The sequence below is a fragment of the Seonamhaeicola marinus genome, from assembly GCF_008085455.1.
Genome location: NZ_VSDQ01000577.1, coordinates 506,040 through 531,139, shown reverse-complemented (window position 1 = coordinate 531,139; position 25,100 = coordinate 506,040). Strand labels below are relative to the sequence as shown.

Sequence of the window (25,100 nt, the reverse complement as noted above, 5' to 3'; positions counted from 1 at the left end):
TTTTGTTATAAATTGGACTTTTGATGATGGTAACGGTAACATTATTACTGTGCAACAAAATGTAGTTGTTGAGGATACTGAAGCGCCAACCATTCCTGTTCTACCCGTTTTAACCGATCAATGTATGGTAACTGTCTCTATTCCTACAACTGAAGATTCTTGTTCAGGAACTATTGCTGCAACTACTACTGATCCTTTGGTTTACGATGATCAAGGTAATTTTACTATAACTTGGAATTTTGATGATGGTAATGGGAATAGTATTGACGTAATTCAACAAATAGTTATTAGTGATACTGAAGCTCCAGAATTTACAAGTAGTCTTCCATCTTCAACATTAGAAGTTGAATGTGATGCTATTCCGGAACCAGAGGAATTAACGGCAACAGACAATTGTGGAGATGTAACTATATCGGTTAATGACGTAATTAGAGAAATTAATGACAATTGTCCTAATAGTTATATAATTGAAAGAACATGGACAGCAAATGACGGGAATGGTTCAAGTGTATCTCATACGCAATTAATTACGGTTAAAGATACGAAAGCCCCAGTGCCAACAACAGTATTTGACGAGGAATTAGATGTAAGCTGTACAGATATCCCAGAAATACCAGAATTAGAATTTACAGATAATTGTTCTTCTAATATTACAAAATCGTTTATTGAAACAAGCACCTATCAAGAAGATGTTTTTGAAGACTATCAAATTGTTAGAACTTGGATTGTTAGAGATGAGTGTATGAACGAAGCAACATATACTCAAACACTAAATGTTGCTCTAGATGAGTTTGTTTTCCAAATTGATGCAGGCGAAGAATGTTTTGATGATGGCATCATAGATCTTAACGGATACTTACCAAGTGACATGAACCTTAACGGTACTTGGGAAATGCTACAGGGTGATATACAAGCTACTTTAAATGGTAATATTTTTGACCCTAGTAATATTGAACTAAGTTTTGACTTTTTACCAGATGACGGAGGAATTGATTACTTGTTTAGATATACTACAACTAATGTAAATGAAGACTATAATGGTGAATCAATTGCTGGATGTACAAATGTTTTTGAAGTTTCTCTAAATATTAATGCAGATTGTGTTGTACTGCCATGTGGTCAAAAAGATGTTGTAGTATCTAAAGCGATAACTCCTAACGGAGATGCATTTAATGAGAACTTTGAAATAGCAGGAATTGAATTATGTGGATTCACTTATCAAGTTAAAATATTTAACAGATGGGGTGCCCTAGTCTATGAATCTGATGATTATCAAAATGACTGGAATGCTTCAAGTTCAAGCTCAGCAATTGGTACTGCTGGAAAATTACCTAATGGAACATATTATTATATAATTAATATAAAAGATAGTGGATTAGAGCCATTTACAGGACCTGTCTACATTGGAACCAAATAAAATCTTAACCTATGAAACGTTTAAAACATTTTATTTTAATAGTAACATTGTTTTGGTGTACTTCGGGTATTGCTCAGCAATTACCTCAGTTTACTCAATACATGTACAATACCATAGCCATAAACCCTGCCTATGCAGGTAGTAGAGATGCTTTAAGTATTGTAGGACTACACCGTAGTCAATGGGTAGGGTTTGCTGGTGGACCAATTACTCAAACCCTTTCTATCCACACCCCATTAAGAAATGATAGAATTGGGTTGGGATTATCTTTCATTGAAGATGACTTAGGCCCACAAAACTTCTCTTATTTATATGCCGATTTTGCCTATTCAATTCCAACAGGCTCTAATGGGAAATTAGCTTTTGGTGTTAAAGGAGGTTTTACGCAATATAGTTTTGATCAGGAGTTCCTAAATGATCCAAATGTAAGTTCTGATCCTTTCTTTAGAGGTTACGAAAACCGATGGGCACCAAATGTTGGAGCTGGTGTTTATTGGAGTACAGATAGAGTCTATGCTAGTTTATCTGCTCCTAGAATATTAAACACAGACACTAATAGAAATGATGACATTAAGGCTCTAGATAGAATTAGTTATTATTTTACGGTTGGTGGAGTTATAGATATTAGTAAAAGTTTTAAATTCAAACCAGCTGGTTTAATTAAAGCTACCAATGGAGCTCCACTTTCTTATGACGTTACAGCCAACTTTTTATTTAAAGAAAAGTTTTGGTTTGGTGGTACTTATAGAATTAATGAACTTACAAGAGCTTGGGGTGGTATCGTAGATTTTCAAATTTCAAGACAACTCCGTTTAGGCTATGCTTATGAAAGACCAATTTCCGATATTTTGGACTACACATCTGGAACACATGAGATCTTGTTAATCTATGAATTCAAATTTTTAAGTTCAAAACTAAAATCTCCAAGATATTTCTAATAATCCAATTATATGAAATTAAAGCACAACATAATAGTTTGTTTAGTATTGGCTTTGAGTATTTCTTCCTTTGCTCAACAGGGAAGACAAAAAAGAGCTGACACTCTTTTTAATAAGTTCTCATTCGTAAAAGCTGCTAAAGTTTATACAGAGCTCATCCAGAAAAACTACAATAGAGACTATGCCACAAGGCGTTTGGCAGATTGTTATGCTTATTTAAGAGATCCGAAGAATGCCGCTCGTTATTACAAAAGCGTTGTTAAGCAAAAAAATGTACCCATTCAATACTACTATAGCTATGCTCAAGCATTGCGTGGTATAAAAAAATATAAAGAATCTAATATATGGTTACAGCGTTTTAAAGACTCTGGTGGTGTAGTTAATTCAAATGACTTTTCAAAAGATATCAACTTTATTACAAGTGTCTTTAATGCCAAAAAACAATATTTTTTAGATAGAGTAAGATTTAATTCAAAATATAGCGATTTCGGAGCTTTTGAGCACAATGGAAAAGTATATTTTGCTTCAAGTAGAGATGAAGGCGTGTCCATAAAACGCCTTTACGGATGGAATGAACAACCTTTCTTAGATGTTTATGTAACAGATGTTAAATCTAGAAGAAATGTAGATCATACTGGAAAAATAAAGGGTGATGTAAACTCAATTTATCATGATGGCCCTATTACTATCACTAAAGATGGTAAGCATATGTATTTTTCTAGTAATAATTTCAAAAATGACATTGAGAAAAAAGATAGAAGAGGTCTAACCAATATGAAAATATACAGAGCTACTTATAAAGACAGTATCTGGACAGATGTTGAGGACCTTTCTATAAATAGTGATGATTTTTCAACACAACATGCGTCTTTGAACAAAGATGACTCAAAATTGTACTTTGCTTCTGATAGACCTGGAGGCTTTGGAGGATCAGATATTTATGTTGTAGATATAAATCCTGACGGAAGTTTAGGCGAACCAAAAAATGTTGGTAGTGTTATTAACACAGAAAGTGCTGAAGGATTTCCTTTTATTAACCAAGAGGATGTATTATTCTTTTCTTCAGACGGACATACTGGTTTGGGCTTGTTAGACGTTTTTGCAACCATTAAGGGAGAGGAAGGTGATTATGTAGATGTGGTAAATTTAGGCGTGCCCATTAATTCTAATAAAGATGATTTCTCGTTTACGATGAATCCAAATGGAATTACAGGGTATTTTGCTTCAAATAGACGTGGTGGACGTGGAAGTGATGATATTTACGCATATCACAGGGAACCAACCTTACATGTAGAAGGCGTTGTTACAGATGCTATTAATACGCAACCGATAGCAGGTGCTATTATTACATTGTTAGACGATAAGGGCAATGAAATTGCCTTTATGGAAACTGACGAAAACGGTTTCTACCAAATTAATATTGATAGAAATCAAGATTACAAAATCATAGCTAAACAGGATAAGTATATTGAAGATTATAGAGAATTCAATTCAAAAAATATTCAAACCGAATTAGTAACGATAGACGCTAATTTACTATTAAACCCTGTGCAAGACGTAGTAAAACTAGCTGAATTAAATACAATTTATTTTGATTATGATAGACATAACATACGTAAGGATGCCGCAGAAGAATTAGATAAAATAGTGTCTCTAATGCAGAACGATTACCCTGAAATGGTAATTAGAATTGAATCCCATACAGATTCAAGAGGAGCATTATCATATAATGATAAATTATCAATAGACAGAGCAAATTCTACCTACGAATATTTAATTTCAAATGGTATTGCTCCAGAAAGAATTACAGCTCACGAAGGTTTTGGTGAGCGAAGACTAACCAATGGATGTGAAGATGGTACTAATTGTGAAGAAGAAGAACATCAATTAAACCGTAGAACTCAATTCATTGTTATAAAAATGGAATAAACCTAACTAACACTTATTTATGTGTAAAACATAAACCGTTGCTAGTAGATTTTTAATTTAAATTATGGCCCCATGAAATTAAAAAATTACATTCTAACTGGTATTGTTATACTTACTTGCTTAAATGCCTTTGCGCAGTATAGCAAACAAAAGAAAGCAGATAACTTATTTAACAAATTCTCATTTGTTAATGCTGCAGAAGTATATCATGATCTTCTAAATAAAAACTATAATGCCCATTACGCCACAAGGCAGTTGGCAGATAGTTACGCTTTTATGCGCAATGCAGATAGTGCAGTAGTATACTATAAAAAGGCTATTGATCAGAATAACAATATACCTTCCGAATACTTATATAATTATGCACAGGCTTTAAGAGCAGTTGGAGATTATAAAGAGTCTAGAAAATGGCTTAAGGCTTATAAAAAAACTGGAGGTAAAGTTAATAATGATATAACCAAAGATGGCGACTTTCTAAGTTCTATTTTTAATGCAAAACAACAATATTTCTTAACTGATGTAAAATTGAATTCAAAGTATAGTGATTTTGGTGCCTACAAAAACAATGGCAAAATTTACTTTGTATCTTCCAGAAGAATCAAAGCTGGCTTTAAAAACACTTACGGATGGGATGGTGAGCCTTTTTTAGATATTTATTCTACTAACAACATAACTGATAGTATTACACCACACAAAGCAAAATTGAAAGGTTGCATAAATTCAATGTATCATGAAGGGCCCGTTACCATTACTAAAGATGGTAAAACTATGTACTTTTCTAGAAGTGCTTTTAATAAAAACACCTTAGATCAAACCGAAGATGGTACCACAAACCTTAAAATTTACAAAGCAAGTTTGGTGGACGGAAAATGGTCTAACATTGAAGATTTAAGCTTCAATAATATCTCCTACTCCAATGGTCATCCTGCTTTAAGTAATGATGAATCTAAACTTTATTTTACATCAGATATGCCAGGAGGTAACGGTGGATCCGATATATATTATGTTGATATAAATGAAGATGGTTCTTTTAGTAAGCCCACAAATTTGGGAACTACTGTAAATACTAATAAAAATGAAAGCTTCCCTTTTGTAAATAGTGAAGGGATTCTATTTTTCGCTTCAGATGGTCATCCTGGTCTCGGTATGTTGGATGTTTTTGGTACCACCATCGATAAACAAAATAACATACTAAGTGTTATCAATTTAGGTGTTCCAGTAAATTCAAATAAAGATGATTTTTCATTTTTTATGGATGAAGATGGACTATCTGGGTTCTTTGCTTCTAACAGAGAGGGCGGACTTGGTGGAGATGATATTTACGCTTATGACAGAGTTCCACAATTAGTTTTAGAAGGCACTATTATTGATGCTAATACAAATGAGCCTTTAAATAATGCCTTAGTTACATTAAAAGACGTTAATGGGAATAAAATTGCTGATTTAGTTACAGACGAAAACGGTTATTACGAAATTAACATTGATAGGGATACAGAGTATGTTCTAAATACTAAAAAGGAAAACTTTGTAAATATAGATCAAAACGTTACGACAAAAAACGTAAAACGAAGCGTATCTAGAATAACTAATAATATTTCGTTAGATCCCGTTTCTGAAGAGGAATTACCTATTGAGGAATTATATCCAATTTATTTTGATTTCAATAAATACGATATAAGAAGAGATGGTACTGTAGAATTAGACAGAATTGTGAATTTAATGCTTAACGTTTACCCAAGTATGGTAATCCAAATTGAATCTCATACAGACTCTAGAGGTTCTGCAAAATATAACAATAAGCTTTCCCAAGAAAGAGCTAAAGCAACTTATGAATATTTAGTGAAGAAAGGCGTTTCTCCTGATAGAATTACAGAATACAAAGGTTGGGGTAAACAAAAGCTTGTTAATAAATGTGATGGCACAAACAACTGTACAGAAGAAGAGCATCAATTGAATAGACGCACCCAGTTTATAGTTGTTAAAATGAAATAAAGAATTAAGTTTTAATTCCGTAATTAAAACCATCAAAAGATTTTTCTTTCTTTTGATGGTTTTTTTTAGTTTAAAAAACTAAATTAGTTAAACATACTTTAACACGCCTATGGAAAAAAGTCTCTATTTAAAAAAAGTACTGAAACGGTATCTGATAGTACGGATCAAGTAATAAAACAATTAAAGACAGGACTTTCTAAAATTGGAGATTTTGGTAATAACACTAAGGACAAATTTCTAAATTATGTAAAAGATATTTTTGACGTTCTTCCCCAAATTGAAGAGGCTGGTTTTAGAACAAACAGACTAATTGTTGGTATATCTCTACCTCCATCTGTAGAAATTCACGTAACAAGGTTTAAAGAATTAGATACTGTAGAAATAGATAATTTATTTGAGAAATATAAAGAGAAAAAAATGTTTAAACTGATTTTAAAATCTCTTATTATGTCCAATGAGTTCCAAAGCAAACTCTCTTCAGATACTTTAGTATTTAGTGAAACCTGTATAGAAATATCCATTCCTCCAAAGGTTAGCATAAAGTACCTTAACAAAGACATTGCGAATATTAATAAAATTGAGGCCGAGTTTGACTAGTAGTCTATCTAATAAATATAAAACTAAAACCCTCTCTTTTGGAGAGGGTTTTATACCTAAAGCTAAATTTAATAACAGAAAGTTATTAATATAACCACATACTTAACTAGCTAGTTACACGTACAACATTAACATTGCACAACATAACAAGTTATTTGTTAGTTTAAATGGGTTATGACATTACGCTGCCGGTACCAATACAGCGTTATTTTTTAATAAAGATATTGGTATAATACCATTTACCTTTTTCATTTTGTTCTGCTGAAATATCACAATTGGTATAATCTCCTTCAATAGTAGCTTTATGTCCTTCGCTTCGTAACCAAGCTCTAACAACACTGCTAGCTTTGGTATAGCCATATGCTACATTTTCGGATACTTCTTTTGCTCCAGCATTTTCTTTTAAATAATTACTTCTTGTAAAAAAATTATAATGAGATACTTCTCCAGTGTCTATCATATAATCTGTGTGACTAAAGGCAACAGACTTAATAATTTCCATACTTTCTAGAGGAGATAATCCAATAGATAATCTATGATTATTAATTTGTTCTAAGATTTCAATCTCAATGGTTTTTGTTTCGGGAGTAACAAGGCTTAACTCCATTTCTGTTGCCTTGTCATTAATGCTATCTGTTGAGCAGGAAATACTCAATATAGCTAACAATGCCAATACTGACACTTTAGTTAATAACTTCATAAGTAGGGTAAATTTAGATTTGGTGCTGTGAAGTTATTAAGTCTTATCGAAGAATAGATAAACCAGCTCTATTAATCGATGAAATGCAAGTCAAAAATCGACAAAATGAAATATTTAACGTTAAAATGTCAATTTGGAGCTGAAGCTAAAACTTATCTTACAATTAAGGAGAAAGCCTATTTATAAGCCAATTATAATCCTCTTGAAGCTGATACCTAATTCTATCATGCAGTCTATTAGGTCTCCCTTGCCAAAATTCAATTTCAATAGGTTTTATTATATACCCGCCCCAATAATCCGGTCTTGGCACTTCTTTTTCTGCATATTCTATCTCAAGATTTTTAAGTTTATCTTCCAAAACATCACGATCTTTAACAACTTCACTTTGTTGCGAGACTAAAGCTCCCAACTGACTACCTTTTGGCCTAGACTCAAAATAACCATCACTCAAGTTTTTAGCAACTTTTTCGGCTTTACCTTTAATTATTACCTGTCTTTCTGCTTTATGCCAAAAAAAAGACAAGCAGACATTCTGGTTTTCTTCGATAGCCTTTCCTTTTTCACTTAAATAATTGGTGTAAAAAATAAACCCTTCATACGTATATTTCTTTAATAGCACTACCCTACTCTTTGGATAACCATCTAATCCAATGGTAGAAATTGTCATGGCATTGTTCTCATCTTCAGGGAAGAATTTATCAACCTCAAAAAACCATTTTTGAAAAAGTTCTAAAGGATTTTCAGGTACATCTTGCAAAAGAAGCTCTCCTCTTTCATATGACTTTCTATAATTACTTAAATCTTTTTCCATAAAGACATTTGAGGGTTAGAATAATTTGGTATAAAAATAATGAAACTTATTATCTTTATTACTTAAATATCCCTAACACATGAAATTTGAAAGCACCTCATATTTTAAACAACCCCATTATAAACTGGAAATGCCTTTTGGCAACTATTATTTATTCGAAAAGTTTATTATTGGTGAATTGTACGAAGGTGTGCATTTTGATTGGACTAAAACAAAATTAGTAGTTGAAGAACTAATTAGTTTTTACGGTAAAGACTGCAAAATTGGCTTTATTTCTAATAGAGTAAATAGGTATTCTGTGGATCCGCAAAACTGGACAAATATTGAAAAAGAATATAATATAATTGCCGCAAGTGCCATTATAACTTACAACCTTTCTACTCAACATAATGCCTCCCTAGAAAAGCGCTTTTCTGATATTAAAATAAAACAATGTTTTTCAATTAAAGAGGCAATTGAATGGATGAGTGAATTAAAAGAATTGAATTAAAACTCAAACACTTTACCATCTTGAGTTAATTCTACTGCTTGGAATACCTCTTTTGCTTCTTCCTTAAAGCAATTAACATCTTTATAACGTGTAGAATAATGTCCAAGGAGTAATGTACCTGCATTTGCTTTTTTGGCAATACTTGCCGCTTCTTTGGCTGTTGAATGCTTTGTTTTAGGAGCTAAGTGCGATTGTGTTTCTAAAAAAGTGGATTCATGATACAACACATCTACATTTTCAATAAGAGGTACTATATCTTCTTTATACATTGTATCACTGCAAAACGCATAGCTTTTAGGTTTCACCGCATCCTTGGTTACGTCCTCATTCTTGATGGTTTCTCCATTTTCGTTAACCACATCAAAGCCTTGAGTAAGTTTTCTGTAATAAGCAACATCTATATTAGCTTCTTCAACAGCATTAATATCTAACTTCCTATTACCTTCTTTTTCCTTAAATAAGAATCCATTCGTGTAAACTCTATGTTCTAAAGGTATTGTATACACTTCTACTTTATCATCTTCATAAATCAACTCAGAATCATTTGAAGTTAATTCATGAAAAATCAAATTATAATTAGTCCATGAATCTGCTAACTTCATTTGAAGCGTTATAATTTCCTTTATCCCTTTGGGACCATAAATATGTAAATCTGCTTCTCTTCCTAACAATCTAAACGTAGATACAAGCCCTACCAAACCAAAAAAATGATCACCATGTAAATGAGAAATAAAAATATGCTTAATTCTACTAAATTTGATTTTATGCTTTCTTAATTGAACTTGAGTTCCTTCTCCACAATCAATTAAAAACATATTTCCCCTCATTTCCAAGACTTGAGAGGTTGGGTTAGTTAAAATTCTTGGAGTGGCACTATAGCAGCCTAAAATGGTTAATTTCATTGTTATGGGGGTGTTTCACTAAGTTCACATTAGAACAACATGTATCAAAAGCCTAAATCACGTTCCATTTCTTCCATTTCAATAATATCGTAACCTTCTTGAAGTGTTGGAACAACAACTAATTCATCTGGAACTTCATCTAAATCTACTTTGTTAGATACAATAACAAAAGAATGCTTATTGGCTCTATGTGTGTTTGATATTTGTAAAAACTCAACTATTTCCTCTAAAGTAATTTTATTTAAAGATGTTAAGTTTATGATTACATTATTATTCTTATATCTTGGATATAAAGCCGAAAGTTTTTTAACCAACTCAATTGTAGTTGCTTTTTCTTGGGTTACTATGGTTATATTACCTTTTTGATCAATAATCATAACTTACTGTTTAATTTTAGATGCTAATAAATATATAACAGCCATTCTAATAGCAACACCGTTTTCTACTTGATCTAAAATTATTGCCTGATTAGAATCTGCTACATCACTTGTAATTTCTACGCCCCTATTTATTGGGCCAGGGTGCATAATTGTTATTTCTTTATCTAAGGAATTTAATACATCCATATTAACGCCAAATTGTTGAGTGTATTCTCTTGTTGAAGGAAAATAACTTATATCCATACGTTCATTTTGTACTCTCAACATATTAGCAACATCACACCAATTTAAAGCCTTTCTTAAGTTAGTTTCAACTTTAACACCGAGTTCATTTATATATTTTGGTAATAACGTTTTGGGTCCACAAACCATAACCTCTGCCCCTTGTAATTGCAGCGCAAATATATTTGAAAGCGCAACTCTACTATGCAAAATATCACCAACAATAACGACTTTCTTACCCGCAACATCACCCAGTTTTTCTCTAATAGAATACGAATCTAACAACGCCTGTGTAGGGTGTTCATGCGCACCATCACCCGCATTCACGATACTGGCATCTACATGTTTTGATAAAAATATACCTGCTCCTGGATTGGGATGCCTCATAACCACCATATCTACTTTCATAGATAAGATGTTATTTACTGTATCTATTAGAGTTTCACCTTTCTTAACCGATGATTGTCCCGAGGAAAAGTTTATGACATCTGCAGACAAACGTTTTTCAGCTAACTCAAAGGATAACTTAGTTCTAGTAGAATTTTCAAAAAATAAATTGGCAATAGTTATATCTCTTAGCGAAGGCACTTTCTTTATCGGTCTATTAATCACTTCTTTAAAATGATCTGCAGTCTCAAAAATTAATTGGATATCTTCCGCTTTAAGATATTTTATCCCTAATAAGTGATTTACACTTAACTCACTCATAAACTCATCTATTTTTCTATTAAATACACAGCATCTTCACCTTCATTCTCTTGCCAATGTACTATTACTTTCTCATTATTTATGGCATCAACTTGCCTTCCTCTATAGTCTGGTTGAATTGGTAGATGTCTACTAAATCTACGATCTATTAAGGTAAACAATTCAATTTCATTTGGTCTTCCAAAAGATTGAATTGCTGTTAAAGCTGCTCTAATACTTCTTCCTGTATATAAAACATCATCGATAAATACAATGTTTTTATTTTCAACTAAAAATTCAATCTCGGTAGAATTGGCTTTTAATGTCTTATCGCCTCTTCTAAAATCATCTCTATAAAACGTAATATCTAACTGCCCTAATTTCACATTTTTTACTTTATAATCTTCTTGTAAAATTTTTGAAATTCTATTAGCTAAATAAATACCTCTAGGCTGAAGGCCTATTAAAACAGTATTAGAAAAGTCATTGTGTTTTTCAATAAGTTGACAAGCCAATCGATGAAGAATGATGTTTACCTCTTTTGCGTTAAGTAAAACTTTTTGACTCATATATTATCCAAACGTGTTTGGAGCACAAAGGTAATGTAAAAAATTAGAAGTAAAAACATAAAAAAAGCCTTCAATTACTTGAAGGCTTTTATAATTTATAAATAGATTTCCGTTTTCACAGAAATGAAAAAACATTAATTTAATTAAGCTTTTCCGTCTAATTTATCTTTAAGAGCTTGTAAAGCATCATTAGCATCTCCTAAAGTAGGTTTCGCCTCAGCTGCTGCAGAAGCTGCTTTTTTAGCTGCTGCTTTCACATTCTTAGCTTCTTCTTCTTTAAAGATAGCTGTGTGCGATGCAACTACACGTTTAAATTCTTTACTAAACTCAATGATTCTGAATTCAGCAGATTCACCTTTCTTAAGTTTACTACCGTCTTCTTTCTCTAAGTGTCTAGAAGGAATAAACGCTACTATATCATCATTAAATTTAACTGTAGCTCCTTTATCTACTATTTCTTCAATAGCACCAGAGTGTGTAGTATTTAAAGCAAACTCAGTTTCGTATTTATCCCATGGATTATCTGTAGTTTGTTTATGACCTAAACTTAGTTTACGTCCTTCAACATCTAACTCAAGAACAATAACGTCTAACTTATCACCTACAGCACAGAACTCAGATGGGTGCTTAATTTTCTTAGTCCAAGATAAATCAGAGATATAAATTAATCCGTCAATACCTTCTTCTAATTCAACAAATACTCCAAAGTTTGTAAAGTTACGTACAACACCTGTATGCTTAGAACCTAATGGGTATTTAGTAGTAATGTCCGTCCAAGGGTCTGGAGTTAATTGCTTAATACCTAAAGACATCTTACGCTCTTCTCTATCAAGAGTTAAGATAACTGCTTCAACTTCATCACCAACAGCAACGAAATCTTGAGCAGAACGTAAATGTGTAGACCATGACATTTCAGAAACGTGAATTAATCCTTCAACACCATCAGCTACTTCAATAAATGCACCGTAATCTGCAATTACAACAACTTTACCTTTTACTTTATCACCTACTTTAACCTCTTCAGCTAATGCTTCCCAAGGGTGTTTGCTTAATTGTTTTAATCCTAATTGGATTCTTGATTTATTCTCATCAAAATCAAGGATAACAACATTTAATTTTTGGTCTAACTCAACAATCTCGTTAGGGTGGTTAATTCTAGACCAAGAAAGGTCTGTAATGTGAATTAATCCATCTACACCACCAAGATCAATAAATACACCATAAGATGTTACATTCTTAACAACACCTTCTAATACTTGACCTTTTTCTAACTGACCAATAATTTCTTTCTTTTGTTCTTCAATATCAGCCTCAATAAGTGCTTTATGAGAAACAACAACGTTTTTAAACTCGTGGTTGATTTTTACAACCTTGAATTCCATTGTTTTGTTTACGTATTGATCGTAATCTCTAATTGGTTTAACATCAATTTGAGAACCTGGTAAGAATGCTTCAATTCCAAAAACATCTACAATCATACCTCCTTTAGTTCTACACTTAACGAAACCATTAACTATTTCACCAGAATCATGAGCAGCGTTTACACGATCCCAAGCTTTGATTACTCTAGCTTTTCTATGAGATAATACTAATTGTCCTGTTGCATCTTCACGAACGTCAATTAATACTTCTACTTTATCTCCTACAGCTAAGTTTGGATTGTAGCGGAACTCATTTAAAGAAATAACACCTTCAGACTTAGCGTTAATGTCAATAATTGCATCTCTATCAGAGATATGCACTACTTTACCCTCAACAACTTCATCATTTAAAGTGTCTACAAAGTTCTCTGCTACTAATTTTTCAAATTCTTCTAGTTGCTTGCTATCAACTTCATCAATACCTTCTTGGTAATTGTGCCAGTTAAACTCGCTTAAGAATTTTTCAGGGTTTAATTGCGCCTCAGATACTACTGGGGCTTGTTTTTCAGTTGAAGCTTCTTGTACTTCAACTTCAGCTTTTTTTGCTTCTTCAGCCATTTAATTTGTTACAATGCTATGATTTCCGTTTACACGGAAACGCAATGACACTGCGTTTTGTATTCTGTATACTTTAGAAAGAATTAAGCAAAAACATACAGAAGCGTTAATTTTATTAAGGTTTCAGTCCTTTTATCTTTCTATAAATTGCTAAAAGGAGCGCAAAAATACATATAATAACCCTAAATACCTAAAAATGAACACATATAATTAATGTGACTTTTTATAAATACTAGTGTCTTACTTAATAGAAACTTAAAATTGTAAGTATTCTTTTAGTAGAATATTTTATTATCTTGTAACTCTAATTATATAAACATAAATTTTAAAACATGGCAGTAAAAGCAAAATACCAAGACGTTCTAGATTTAGGAGAATCTTTAAACATTCAAAATGGTGATGTACAGATTGAAGGTGATGTATTAAAAGTATTTGGAACAGCGAACACGCAATATGAAAAAAACTTAATTTGGGATAAAATTAAGGAAATTGGTGGCGATAACCCTTCCGATATAATGGCAGACATTAAAGTTGCTGATGAAACTGTTTACCATAGACACGTTGTTAAAAGTGGAGAAACTTTAGGTAAAATAGCTAAGCATTACTACAAAGATGCTATGAAGTATAAAGAAATATTCGAAGCAAACACCGATATTTTAAAGAACCCTGATTTAATTCATCCAGATCAAGAATTAATCATTCCTAATCTATAATTCTGAACTTTTGATATAGATATTAAGACAATTGTCTTCTTAATAAACGAACCTTCCAATTATTTTTGCAAGGTTCGTTTTTTTTTAAATCAGGTATACATTATGAGCAAAAAAATTATCTCCCTATTAAACCTATTTGTGTTAACAATAGTTTTATCCATATCAACAATTACTAATGCCCAAAGCAAAAAAATAGAAGTTAGTGGTACCATACTAGATGAAAGTAATAATCCGGTGCCTTTTGTTGCTGTAGGTATTGTAAAAAAATACATTGGTACAGCAAGTACCGAAGATGGTGAATTTTCTTTTTTAATTACAAATAGCGAACTACAAGACTCTCTATCTATATCTAGTTTAGGCTACGACCCTTTTAAAATTAAGGTGGCAGATTATCTCAAATTAGAAAAGAAAGAAATTATACTAAAAGAGACTGTAACTGAGTTAGACGCAATTAAGCTACTTAGTCCTAATCAATATGTTGAAAATGCCTTAAAATTCTTAAAAGAAAACACGGTAAGCCAACCACATAAAATAGAATTGTTATATAGAAGAGCTGCAACAGAAAGTGGGAAGTCAAAATTCTTTGTTGAGAATTATATAAAGATTCGAGATAAAGGTCCTGCCTACCCTCTCGGAATGATTGAAGTCGCTCAAGTAAGAAAATCTGCCGATTATAGAGTTTGGAAACGTAAACAATGGACGCATAGTATCAATTACATGGGTACCGGAAATCCTTTAAGACCTTCAGAACGTCAGCCGAATTTTAAAAAATTTACTTGGAAGAAGATTGGTGATTCTTCTTATGAAGGTGAAGATGTTGTTATTCTAGAAGGCACTAACAATAAAAATAAATGGCAAAAATATAAATTGTACATTGGTGTAGATAATTACGGGGTGTACAAAATAGAAACAGGAAAAACCATATATCTCTATAAAAAGCATTCAAACGGGAAGCTTTACTTAAGTTATCATGCTAAAGAATGGGGATGGAGTGCAAAAAATAATAACAGCCAAATACCAAGAGAATACTGGAATACAGAGGCCAGAGAAATATCTTATAGATCTGAAGCATTTGTTTATAAAATTGAAACAGATAAGAAAAAAGCAAGGGTGCGTCCTTTTGGAGGAGAAACCGATATGGGATCAATAGATGTGCCTTACGATGCTAACTTTTGGAAAAATCTTAGTATGCCACCTGACACTGAGTTTTATAAAAAAATTAAAAGTGAGTTGGAAAGTAATTATGGTGTATCTTTAGAAAAACAGTACCAATTAGTTAATAAATAAAAAAGAATGAAAAGGATTTTATATACAGCTATTATAGCTATAATAGTTTGCTTCCAAGTTAATGCGCAAAAGAAAATTGAGGTAAATGGTGTTATACTAGACGAATTCAATGAACCTATTCCTTATGTTGCCGTGGGGATTGTTGAAAAATACATTGGTACTGCAAGTACCGAAGATGGAGGGTTTTCATTCTTGATAACGCCAGCTGAACTGCAAGATTCTTTATCTGTTTCCAGTTTAGGCTATGATCCTTATAAAATTAAGGTTGCGGATTATCTCAACCTCGAAAAAAAGGAAATAATTCTTAAAGAAACTGTTACCGAACTTAACGAAATAACCTTGCTTAGTCCTAAAGACTATGTTCTAAATGCCCTCAAAGCTTTAAGAGATAATACGTTGAGTCAACCGCATAAACTAGAATTGTTATATAGAAGAGCTGCTGAAGAAGATGGAAAAGCAAAATTCTTTGTAGAGAATTTCATTAAAATAAGAGACAGAGGTCCTGCTTACCAAATGGGAGCTGTGGAAGTAAGTGCTGCCAGAAAATCCGCAGACTATAGATACTGGAAAAGAACACAATGGAGACATTCTATACACGATATGTTCCATGTTAACCCTTTACGTCCTAATGACTCTCAACATGCTAGAAACTTAAAAAAGTTCACCTATAAGAAAACTGGAGATTCTTCTTATGAAGGAGAAGATGTTGTCATTATAGAAGGACGTAACCCAAAATTAGATTGGGAAAAAATGACATTTTACATTGGTGTAGACACTTATAAAGTCTATAAAATAGAACGCGGAAGATCGCTTTATGTATACAAAAAGCATAAAACAGGCAAAATGGTTTTAAGTTATTTTAAAAACGAATGGAGCTTTCCTAAGCATATGGTTCCAAGGGAACTGCAAGGCACTATAGCAGAAACGCTACGCTATAAAACTGAAGCTTTTATATTTAGTGTAGAGACAAATAAAAAGAAAATGAGAATTGTGCCTTTTGGTGTTGATAAAGATATGGGTTCTCTAGACTTAAAATATAATGCCAATTTCTGGAAAAACTTAAGTATGCCACCAGACACTAAATTTTATACACGTATAAAAAATGAATTGGAAGGCTTATTTGGAGTGCCTTTAGAAAAACAGTATGAATTAGTTAATAAATAATGCTATGAATAAAACTTACTTCGTATTATGTTTAGTCATAACTAGCTTTTTTAGTTTAAATGCTCAACAAAAACAGGAAATTAGAGGTATCATATTAGATGAATTTAATGAACCGATACCTTTTGTAGCTGTAGGAATTGTTGAAAAGTATATTGGTAGCGCTAGTACTGAAGATGGTGAATTCTCATTTTTTATAACAGAAAATGAACTTCAGGATTCTTTATCTATTTCCAGTTTAGGATATGACCCTTTTAAAATTAAAGTAGCGGACTTTTTAAAACTTGAAAAGAAGGCCATTGTCTTAAAAGAGACAGTAACAGAACTTAATGAAGTTAAATTATTAGTACCCAATAACTATGTTGTAACTGCTTTAAAAAAACTTAAAGAAAACACTATTAGTACCACTCACCAGTTAGAGTTTTTGTTTAGAACAGCGGTTACAGAGGGTGACAAAGCCAAACTCTTGGTTGAAAATTATATAAAAGTGAGAGACCGTGGTCCTGCATACTATTTTGGAGATGTACAAGTGGCCGAAAGTAGAAAATCTGCTGATTATCGCATTTGGAAACCTAAGCATAATTGGCATCAAATAAATGTTGTGGCTCATGTAAACCCAATTAGACCTAATGATTCTGGCCATGCGAGAAACATAAAAAAGTTTATTTGGAAAAAAATTGGAGATTCGTCTTATGAAGGTGAAGATGTGGTTATTCTTGAAGGACAAAATCCGAAGAAAAAATGGGAGAGAATAAAATTATTTATTGGTGTAGATTCCTTTAAAATTTACAGAATAGAACGTGGTTCTAGTCTATTTGTTTATAAGAAATATAAAAACGGAAAGTTAGTTTTAAATTATTATAAACATGATTGGCACTTATCTAAAGATAGAATACCTAAAGAATACTGGAATACTCCTGTAATTAATTCTCATTTTAAAGGTGAAGCTTTTTTATATAATGTAATTACTAATAAAAAAGATATTAAAGTGGTTCCATATGGCATAAATGTAGACGCTCACTTAATTGATTTACCCTATAACCCTAGTTTTTGGGATAATTTAAGCTTACCACCTGATACTAAATTTTACAAAAGTATTAGAGAGGGTTTAGAAGCCGCATATGGTGTTCCTTTAGAGAAACAGTATGAATTGGTTAATAAGAAATAGTCTTAACTATACATAAAAAACTCTGTAGTTTATCAGAGTTTTTTATGTCCTAATTTGTTATTCCATATCTTCTAAAGTCATTCTTACTAGCCTAAGTACTTTTTCAAACTGTTCTTCAAGAGAAAGGTTAGAATTATCAATTTCAATGGCATCTTTGGCTTTTACTAACGGAGAATCTTTTCTATTAGAATCTAAAAAATCACGCTCTTGAACGTTTTTTAAAACATCTTCATAAAGTACATCATCTCCTCTATCTTTAAGTTCTTTAAAACGTCTTTGAGCCCTTTTTTCTGCAGATGATGTCATAAACAACTTAAGTTCTGCATCGGGAAAAACAACAGTACCTATATCTCTTCCGTCCATAACCACACCTTTATCTTGTCCCATCTGTTGTTGAATCGCCACAAGTTTCTGCCTTACATCAGAAACCGCTGCCACCTTACTTACAAAACCAGAAACATCTAATGTCCTTATTCTTTTTTCAACATTCACACCATTTAAATAAACCTCTGCAAAACCCAGATCTATATTATATTTAAAAGTAATATTGATCTTATCTAATTGATAAATTAAGGCTTCAACATTAAAATCACTTTCATGAATTAAATCTTTTTGCATTGCATAAAGTGTTACTGCTCTATACATGGCTCCAGTATCTACATATACGTAACCTAACCTTTTTGCCAATTGCTTTGCTATGGTACTTTTTCCTGTTGATGAATAACCATCAATAGCTATGGTAATTTTATTCATTTTGCGCTTTTGAAGTTCCAAAAATACTCCAATTTTGGAATTTTTTATTGATAAAATGTCAAAAGTAAAGTCTCTTAATTTAAATCAATCTGCAGCCCGAAGAAATTAGAATTAGCTGCACTTGCATATTTTGCATGGGTATAACTAAAGCGCATTTTATTCATTTTTATAGATATTCCCCCTGAAAATCCAGAAAAGTTTCTCTGATCTACAATTCGCAACTCTTCTCCCCTTCTAAAATTATACCCTAACCTAATATTAAAACCTCCTTCTGGAAATAATTCTGCACCAACAATGGTGTGACGGATAACTTGTCCAAAAAAGCCAACTTTTTCACTAGTTTGATTTCCGTTTAAATCGCTTGTAACTCTAGCTGGATTTGGCTTGCCAATTGGCCATTTTTGAAGATTTTCAAAGGTTACATGCCATCTAATTGGTACATTTTCTAATTTCTGCGATAACCCTAAACTTACTTCAAATGGTAAACTTTCACGTAAGCCAGCATATGTTGTAATTTGAGTTCCTAAATTCCTAATCACAACAGCCGCATTAAAGTCTAAATCCCTATTTATGTAGAGTAATCCAATATCTACTGCGGCACCAAAAGAAGTATATTGTTCTAATTTAGAACTTATAAATTTTATATTTCCTCCAAGGTAGAAGTCCGAATACCCTATTTGTTTTGAATATCCTAAAGATAAAGCAGTTTCTCCACCCGAAAATGTCCCCGTGGAATTTCCATCTTCATCATAACCATCAAAAGAACCATAATTGATATAAGTTATACCACCATGAAATGTTTGTGTTCTTCTGTCAACGGTATAAGCGTATGATGCTGTACCATAACCAATACCGCCTAAGTAATTGGTATAATTAACCGCTAATTGTTTATCCATTTCTACATTTATGGTAGCAGGATTAAAAAGACCTTGGGTTACGTCATAATCTACATTAGTAAGTACTTTACCACCCAAAGCAGCTTGCCTAGGTGAAGAAATTAAGTTTAAGAACTGATAGGTATGCTCACCTCCTATTTGAGCAGATATAGAGGCGGCTATACATAAACTTAATAACGTGGTAATTTTTCTAAGCATATTTTACAGTACAAAGAAAGTAAATCTATCTTAAAACGATGGTATGTAAATTTTATTTTACCCGAAAACTTAGAATTGAGTCCATAAAAAACCTCGATTAAATCGAGGTTCTTTTTTACAGCTTTTTGGCATTTTTTACTTTTTGCTCTGTTAATGCTATTTTAATAACATCACTCATATCAGTTACGTAATGAAATTTCAATCCTATTAGATATTCTGGTTTAATATCCTCAATATCTCTTCTATTCTCTTCACAAAGTAAAATCTCCTTAATTTTAGCCCGTTTTGCGGCTAATATTTTTTCTTTTATTCCACCTACAGGAAGTACTTTTCCTCTTAAGGTAATCTCACCAGTCATAGCAATGCTTTTCTTTACTTTTCTCTGCGTAAATAAAGAGACAAGTGACGTTAGCATCGTTACCCCAGCACTTGGTCCATCTTTAGGAGTTGCACCTTCAGGAACGTGTATATGTACATTATATTTGTCAAATACTTCAGGGTTTATGCCAAACGCATCCGCATTAGATTTTATATATTCCATAGCAATAGTAGAGGACTCTTTCATTACTTTTCCAAGGTTACCTGTAATAGTTAAAGCACCTTTTCCTTTTGATAAAATAGATTCAATAAACAATATATCTCCTCCAACTCGTGTCCAAGCTAATCCTGTAACTACTCCTGCTACATTATTATTTTCGTACTTATCTCTCTCAAGTTTCGGGCTACCAAGTACTTCAATTACATCTTCATTTGATACTTTGATATTGTACGCTTCTTCCATGGCAATATTTTTGGCAGCATAACGTACCATTTTAGCTACTTGCTTATCTAAACCACGTACTCCCGACTCTCTGGTATAACCTTCAACAATCTTTTCTAATTGGGGTTTTCCTATTTTAAGATTATCAGCGGTTAATCCATGTTCTTTAAGCTGTTTTGGCAACAAATGGCGCTTCCCTATTTCAACTTTCTCTTCTATAGTATATCCTGTAACATTTATAATTTCCATACGATCCAACAATGCGGGTTGAATTGTAGCCAAACTGTTTGATGTAGCTATGAACATAACTTTAGACAGATCATACCCCATTTCTAAGAAATTATCATAAAACTCACTATTTTGCTCTGGATCTAATACTTCTAACATTGCGGAAGAGGGATCTCCTTGATGGGAATTTGATAATTTATCAATTTCATCTAAAACAAACACAGGATTAGAAGTTCCAGCTTTCTTTAAACTCTGAATAATACGACCTGGCATTGCTCCGATGTAGGTCTTTCTATGCCCTCTTATCTCTGCTTCATCACGCAAACCTCCTAACGAAATACGAACATATTCCCTACCTAAAGCCTCTGCAATTGACTTTCCTAAAGATGTTTTACCAACTCCAGGAGGACCATAAAGACATAAAATTGGTGATTTCATATCATTTCTAAGCTTTAATACAGCTAAATACTCAATGATACGCTTTTTAACATCATCCAATCCATAATGATCTCTGTCAAGTATCTTTTTTGCTCGTTTTAAATCAAATTTATCTTCACTAAACTCGTTCCAAGGCAAATCTAAAAACAACTCTAAGTAATTACGCTGAATGGAATATTCTGCTACTTGAGGGTTCATACGTTGCAGCTTACTAATCTCTTTATCAAAATGTTTAGCCACTTTTTCATCCCAAACCTTATCTTTGGCTCTAGCCTTCATTTCTTCAATCTCCTCGTCATGACTTACCCCACCCAATTCTTCTTGGATAGTCTTCATCTGCTGGTGCAAGAAATATTCTCGTTGCTGCTGGCTCATGTCCATCTGCACTTTAGACTGAATATCATTCTTCAATTCTAATCTTTGAAACTCCATATTCATGTGCTTAAGAGTAGCCAAAGCACGTTGTTTCAGGTCATTCATTTCTAGCAGAGCCTGTTTCTCGGTAACCGATAAATTCATGTTTGAAGACACAAAATTTACCAAAAACGAATTACTCTCTATGTTTTTAATAGCAAAAGAGGCTTCACTTGGAATATTAGGACTCTCTTTGATTATTTCTAAAGCTAATTCTTTTATAGAGTCAATAATTGCCGAAAACTCTTCATTCTTTAACGCCGGTTTAGCTTCTGGGATATCTCTAATGGTAGCATTCATATAAGGTTCCTCAGTAAGAACTTCTGCTACTTTAAATCGTTTTTTTCCTTGAATAATTACCGTAACATTGCCATCGGGCATTTTTAAAACTCGCAAAATTCTAGCAACAGTACCTGTTTCGTGAATGTCTTTGGCTGTTGGAATTTCAATAGATTCATCTTTTTGAGCAACAACTCCAATAACTTTAGAGCCTTTGTTTGCATCTTTAATAAGCTTAATAGACTTATCTCTACCAGCAGTAATCGGAATAACAACTCCAGGAAATAGTACCGTATTTCTTAAAGACAATATTGGTAATGTTTCTGGTAACTCCTCATTATTCATTTCTTCCTCGTCTTCAGGAGTCATTAAAGGAATTAATTCTGAGTTTTCATCAAATTCCTGCAATGACAAACTGTCAAGCGTCATAAAATTAGATTTCTTCATATATTTTTTTAGGTCAATTTGTCATAAAACAAACTAACACCTTGGTTTTTAAAAATCAAACAATACATTTAAAACTCTATATATCAACAATCTACAATTTAAGAAGCGGACACATAGCTTTATATAAAGTCAATACTCATGCCAATTAGAAAAATCAATTATTTAAATAACATTAAAATGATAAATATCATGATACCATTTCAATATTAAGATTTATATTCGCACTTTTATTTAAAAATTATCTTTCATGAAATTACAACAAATCTTACTAAGTGCAATTGCAATTCTATTTTTATCTTGTTCAACTGAATCTAGTGATTCTAAAGAAGAATCAGATGATAAAGACGACAAAACATTAGTAACAAAAATCATATATAATAAAGGGACAGATGAAGAATTTACTGAAACTTATAATTATGATGGAAACGTACTATTAAATATAGATGAAGGGGATGGTTTTAAAACAGTTTATACCTATGAAAACACTTTATTGGTTAGAGAAGATCATTTTTTTGGAGGAGGGCTTGCAGCTTATACTACTTTAGAGTATAATTCTGAAAATAAAGTTATAAAACTTACGGAAATTTGGCTGGAAGATTCTGGTATTGATGGATTGTCTTACAAACATAATATTACATATAACAACAGCAATAATACTTTTACAGATGAATTATTACGCAAAGGACCAGAAGATGGTTCTGTTTTTGAACCAGCAGGTACCTCAATATTTTCTCATATAGGGAATAACATATCTAGTATAAAAGAAGATGATGGATATGAGTATTTATTTACTTATGATGATAAAAATGGCATATTTAAGAACGTGCACCAAGTTGAAGTTTTAAATCTTCTAAGTAATAACGAATTTGGTGCTTTAATTCACTCTAATTCATATAACTTGACTTCTTATATTGAAAAATATAGTGATGAAACAGATTATGATGCAAAAGAAATATACATTTACACCTATAATGATAAAAATTACCCACAAACGGCAATATTAAAATCCGAAATTGATGGTGAAATTGAAGAAGACGAGACAATAGAATTCGTTTATAACTAAATAAACCAATAACAAAGAATAAAAAAGCGCTTTAAAGCGCTTTTTTATGTTTACATCTTCCCAGCCTTTCTTAATGCAAATAATAACACTATGGGAATAGCTAATAAACCAACCATTAGCAGATTTTCCTTTAAAAGCCAAGGAGCAAGAAATAATGTTATAACATAACCACCAATGGCACCACCAAAATGTGCATCGTGTCCAATATTACCTATTCTCTTTTTCATTCCATAAATAGAATACAGTAAATAACCAATTCCAAAAACATATGCAGGAATTGGAATTGGAATAAAATACATATACAAACTCATTTCTGGTCTTAACAAAATTGCAGAATAAAGAATACCTGTTACGGCGCCACTGGCTCCAACAGCACTATAATGGTATTCATTTTTATGAAAATATAATGATAACAGATTCCCTAATAGAAGACTTATAACATAAACAGCAACAAATCCTCCATTCCCCAGAAAACCAGTTACAACATTAGCAAAAAAGAATAGTGTAATCATATTGAATATAAGATGCTGAAAGTCAACATGCAGAAATCCAGCACTAAACAACCTAATTTTTTCTCCACGTTGTACACCTCCAACCTGAAATTTATATTTTTCTAAAAATCCGTAATCATCAAATCCTTTAATAGAAATTAAAACATTTGCTACTATGACTATTATGGTTATTAAATCTAAACTCATACTTTTTTAAACGATTAAGGTCAATTATTTATTTAATGTCTACTTTAAAAAACAAAATCTTGTACTTTTGCGCCTACAAAACTAAAACTAATTCATGCAATTTCTAATTTATATTCTTCTTTATCCTCTTTTATGGAGTATCTCCAAACTTCCCTTTAGAATATTATATTTAATTTCAGATTGTGTTTATGTCTTACTCTATTACATTGTTGGTTATAGAAAAAAGGTTGTAACTAATAATTTAGAATTGGTTTTTCCTGATAAACCCGCAGATGAAATTAAAAAAATTAGAAAAAAGTTCTATAAACATCTAGCAGATATGTTCTTGGAAATGGCAAAGACTATGTCCATTTCAGAAAAAGAATTAAAAAAGCGATTTCACATTAAAAATCCTGAAGAATTTAAAAGATTAGAACAACTTAATAAAAGTATTATTCTCATTTTTGGACATTATGCAAGTTGGGAATGGGCAATTGTTATACAGCAGTATATTAATTTTAAGGGGTTTGCTGTATATAAAAAACTTTCTAACCAATATTTTGACAAACTGGTACGGAAAATAAGATCTAAATTCAGCACATATTTAATTAGCACTAAAGAAACAATTACAACTATTACAACTCATGAGACTTCTGGAGTAAAAACAATTACTGGTTTTCTTAGTGATCAATCCCCCAGAGCTACTCGAGATGTATACTGGGGTAAATTTATGGGCATATCAGTACCTTGCTTTACAGGCGCCGAACGTTTAGCCAAAAACTTAGATTTTTCTACCGCCTACCTTAAAATCAATAAGGTTAAACGCGGGTATTACGAGGCTGAAATAGTAACACTAGCTGAAAATTCTAAAGATTTTCCAAACTATCAATTAACGGATGTTTTTTTAAGAGAATTAGAAAAACAAATATATGATACCCCAGAGTATTACTTCTGGACACACCGCCGTTGGAAACATAGAAATAAAAAACCTAAGTTGTAACTATT

23 protein-coding genes are annotated in these 25,100 nt (G+C 32.1%); 12 read left to right on the top strand and 11 right to left on the bottom strand.

The annotated features are described in order from the left end of the window. The 5 genes from FUA24_RS10585 to FUA24_RS25810 form a co-directional block, all read left to right on the top strand. The coding region (locus tag FUA24_RS10585) for a gliding motility-associated C-terminal domain-containing protein (protein WP_148542148.1) at positions 1-1,417 on the top strand (1,417 nt) is incomplete at its 5' end. Between the two features lie 11 nt (positions 1,418-1,428). Continuing rightward, complete coding sequence (locus FUA24_RS10580) at positions 1,429-2,355, top strand: PorP/SprF family type IX secretion system membrane protein (RefSeq protein WP_148542145.1); 927 nt, start codon at positions 1,429-1,431, stop codon at positions 2,353-2,355. Positions 2,356-2,367: 12 nt separating this feature from the next. After that, the gene (locus tag FUA24_RS10575) at positions 2,368-4,284 is read left to right on the top strand and encodes an OmpA family protein (protein ID WP_148542143.1); all 1,917 of its coding nucleotides are present in this window, start codon (positions 2,368-2,370) and stop codon (positions 4,282-4,284) included. 72 nt (positions 4,285-4,356) lie between these two features. After that, entirely contained in the window at positions 4,357-6,276 is a 1,920-nt protein-coding gene (locus FUA24_RS10570; protein ID WP_148542141.1) for an OmpA family protein, read from the top strand. Positions 6,277-6,723: 447 nt separating this feature from the next. Beyond that, positions 6,724-6,873 (top strand): hypothetical protein, encoded by a 150-nt coding sequence (locus FUA24_RS25810; RefSeq protein WP_246147011.1) that lies wholly within the window; start codon positions 6,724-6,726, stop codon positions 6,871-6,873. 205 nt (positions 6,874-7,078) lie between these two features. On the opposite strand, the gene FUA24_RS10560 is transcribed toward FUA24_RS25810, so the two are convergent. Together FUA24_RS10560 and pdxH are read right to left on the bottom strand one after the other, a co-directional pair. Beyond that, positions 7,079-7,573 (bottom strand): CAP domain-containing protein, encoded by a 495-nt coding sequence (locus FUA24_RS10560; protein ID WP_148542137.1) that lies wholly within the window; start codon positions 7,571-7,573, stop codon positions 7,079-7,081. A 163-nt stretch (positions 7,574-7,736) separates the two neighbouring features. After that, positions 7,737-8,384, bottom strand: a complete 648-nt coding sequence (gene pdxH, locus FUA24_RS10555) for a pyridoxamine 5'-phosphate oxidase (RefSeq protein WP_148542136.1) — start codon at positions 8,382-8,384, stop codon at positions 7,737-7,739. A 79-nt stretch (positions 8,385-8,463) separates the two neighbouring features. On the opposite strand from pdxH, the gene FUA24_RS10550 reads away from it, so the two are divergent. Further along, the gene (locus FUA24_RS10550; RefSeq protein ID WP_148542134.1) at positions 8,464-8,874 is read left to right on the top strand and encodes a hypothetical protein; all 411 of its coding nucleotides are present in this window, start codon (positions 8,464-8,466) and stop codon (positions 8,872-8,874) included. On the opposite strand, the gene FUA24_RS10545 is transcribed toward FUA24_RS10550, so the two are convergent. From FUA24_RS10545 to rpsA, 5 genes are all read right to left on the bottom strand, one after another. After that, positions 8,871-9,776 (bottom strand): ribonuclease Z, encoded by a 906-nt coding sequence (locus FUA24_RS10545; RefSeq protein ID WP_148542132.1) that lies wholly within the window; start codon positions 9,774-9,776, stop codon positions 8,871-8,873. The two genes, FUA24_RS10550 and FUA24_RS10545, sit on opposite strands and share 4 nt — an antisense overlap. 44 nt (positions 9,777-9,820) lie before the next feature. Beyond that, positions 9,821-10,153, bottom strand: coding sequence for a ribonuclease Z (locus FUA24_RS10540; RefSeq protein WP_148542130.1), 333 nt, complete (start codon positions 10,151-10,153; stop codon positions 9,821-9,823). 3 nt (positions 10,154-10,156) lie between these two features. Then, the gene (locus FUA24_RS10535; protein WP_148542128.1) at positions 10,157-11,086 is read right to left on the bottom strand and encodes an aspartate carbamoyltransferase catalytic subunit; all 930 of its coding nucleotides are present in this window, start codon (positions 11,084-11,086) and stop codon (positions 10,157-10,159) included. Between the two features lie 8 nt (positions 11,087-11,094). Next, entirely contained in the window at positions 11,095-11,634 is a 540-nt protein-coding gene (gene pyrR / locus FUA24_RS10530) for a bifunctional pyr operon transcriptional regulator/uracil phosphoribosyltransferase PyrR (protein ID WP_148542126.1), read from the bottom strand. Positions 11,635-11,777: 143 nt separating this feature from the next. Then, entirely contained in the window at positions 11,778-13,613 is a 1,836-nt protein-coding gene (gene rpsA / locus FUA24_RS10525) for a 30S ribosomal protein S1 (RefSeq protein ID WP_148542124.1), read from the bottom strand. Between the two features lie 332 nt (positions 13,614-13,945). On the opposite strand from rpsA, the gene FUA24_RS10520 reads away from it, so the two are divergent. The 4 genes from FUA24_RS10520 to FUA24_RS10505 all read left to right on the top strand — a co-directional run bounded on the left by FUA24_RS10520 (position 13,946) and on the right by FUA24_RS10505 (position 17,942). Next, complete coding sequence (locus FUA24_RS10520; protein WP_148542122.1) at positions 13,946-14,326, top strand: LysM peptidoglycan-binding domain-containing protein; 381 nt, start codon at positions 13,946-13,948, stop codon at positions 14,324-14,326. A gap of 102 nt (positions 14,327-14,428) precedes the next feature. Then, the gene (locus tag FUA24_RS10515; RefSeq protein ID WP_148542120.1) at positions 14,429-15,613 is read left to right on the top strand and encodes a carboxypeptidase-like regulatory domain-containing protein; all 1,185 of its coding nucleotides are present in this window, start codon (positions 14,429-14,431) and stop codon (positions 15,611-15,613) included. Positions 15,614-15,619: 6 nt separating this feature from the next. Beyond that, complete coding sequence (locus tag FUA24_RS10510) at positions 15,620-16,777, top strand: carboxypeptidase-like regulatory domain-containing protein (RefSeq protein WP_148542118.1); 1,158 nt, start codon at positions 15,620-15,622, stop codon at positions 16,775-16,777. Positions 16,778-16,781: 4 nt separating this feature from the next. Continuing rightward, the gene (locus tag FUA24_RS10505; RefSeq protein WP_148542116.1) at positions 16,782-17,942 is read left to right on the top strand and encodes a carboxypeptidase-like regulatory domain-containing protein; all 1,161 of its coding nucleotides are present in this window, start codon (positions 16,782-16,784) and stop codon (positions 17,940-17,942) included. 57 nt (positions 17,943-17,999) lie between these two features. Here FUA24_RS10505 and cmk read toward each other — a convergent pair whose 3' ends face one another. The 3 genes from cmk to lon all read right to left on the bottom strand — a co-directional run bounded on the left by cmk (position 18,000) and on the right by lon (position 22,355). Then, positions 18,000-18,695, bottom strand: coding sequence for a (d)CMP kinase (gene cmk / locus FUA24_RS10500; protein WP_148542114.1), 696 nt, complete (start codon positions 18,693-18,695; stop codon positions 18,000-18,002). A gap of 74 nt (positions 18,696-18,769) precedes the next feature. Beyond that, positions 18,770-19,789: a type IX secretion system protein PorQ gene (gene porQ / locus FUA24_RS10495; protein WP_148542112.1), complete on the bottom strand. Its 1,020-nt coding sequence runs from the start codon at positions 19,787-19,789 to the stop codon at positions 18,770-18,772. A 115-nt stretch (positions 19,790-19,904) separates the two neighbouring features. Continuing rightward, positions 19,905-22,355, bottom strand: a complete 2,451-nt coding sequence (lon, locus tag FUA24_RS10490) for an endopeptidase La (protein ID WP_148542110.1) — start codon at positions 22,353-22,355, stop codon at positions 19,905-19,907. A gap of 247 nt (positions 22,356-22,602) precedes the next feature. Between lon and FUA24_RS10485 the strand changes: the two genes are divergently transcribed. Beyond that, positions 22,603-23,418, top strand: coding sequence for a hypothetical protein (locus FUA24_RS10485; protein ID WP_148542107.1), 816 nt, complete (start codon positions 22,603-22,605; stop codon positions 23,416-23,418). Between the two features lie 50 nt (positions 23,419-23,468). Here the strand turns inward: FUA24_RS10485 and FUA24_RS10480 are convergent, their stop codons facing one another. Continuing rightward, complete coding sequence (locus FUA24_RS10480; protein ID WP_148542104.1) at positions 23,469-24,116, bottom strand: rhomboid family intramembrane serine protease; 648 nt, start codon at positions 24,114-24,116, stop codon at positions 23,469-23,471. A gap of 94 nt (positions 24,117-24,210) precedes the next feature. On the opposite strand from FUA24_RS10480, the gene FUA24_RS10475 reads away from it, so the two are divergent. Further along, the gene (locus FUA24_RS10475) at positions 24,211-25,095 is read left to right on the top strand and encodes a lysophospholipid acyltransferase family protein (protein ID WP_148542102.1); all 885 of its coding nucleotides are present in this window, start codon (positions 24,211-24,213) and stop codon (positions 25,093-25,095) included. Positions 25,096-25,100 lie beyond the last annotated feature (5 nt).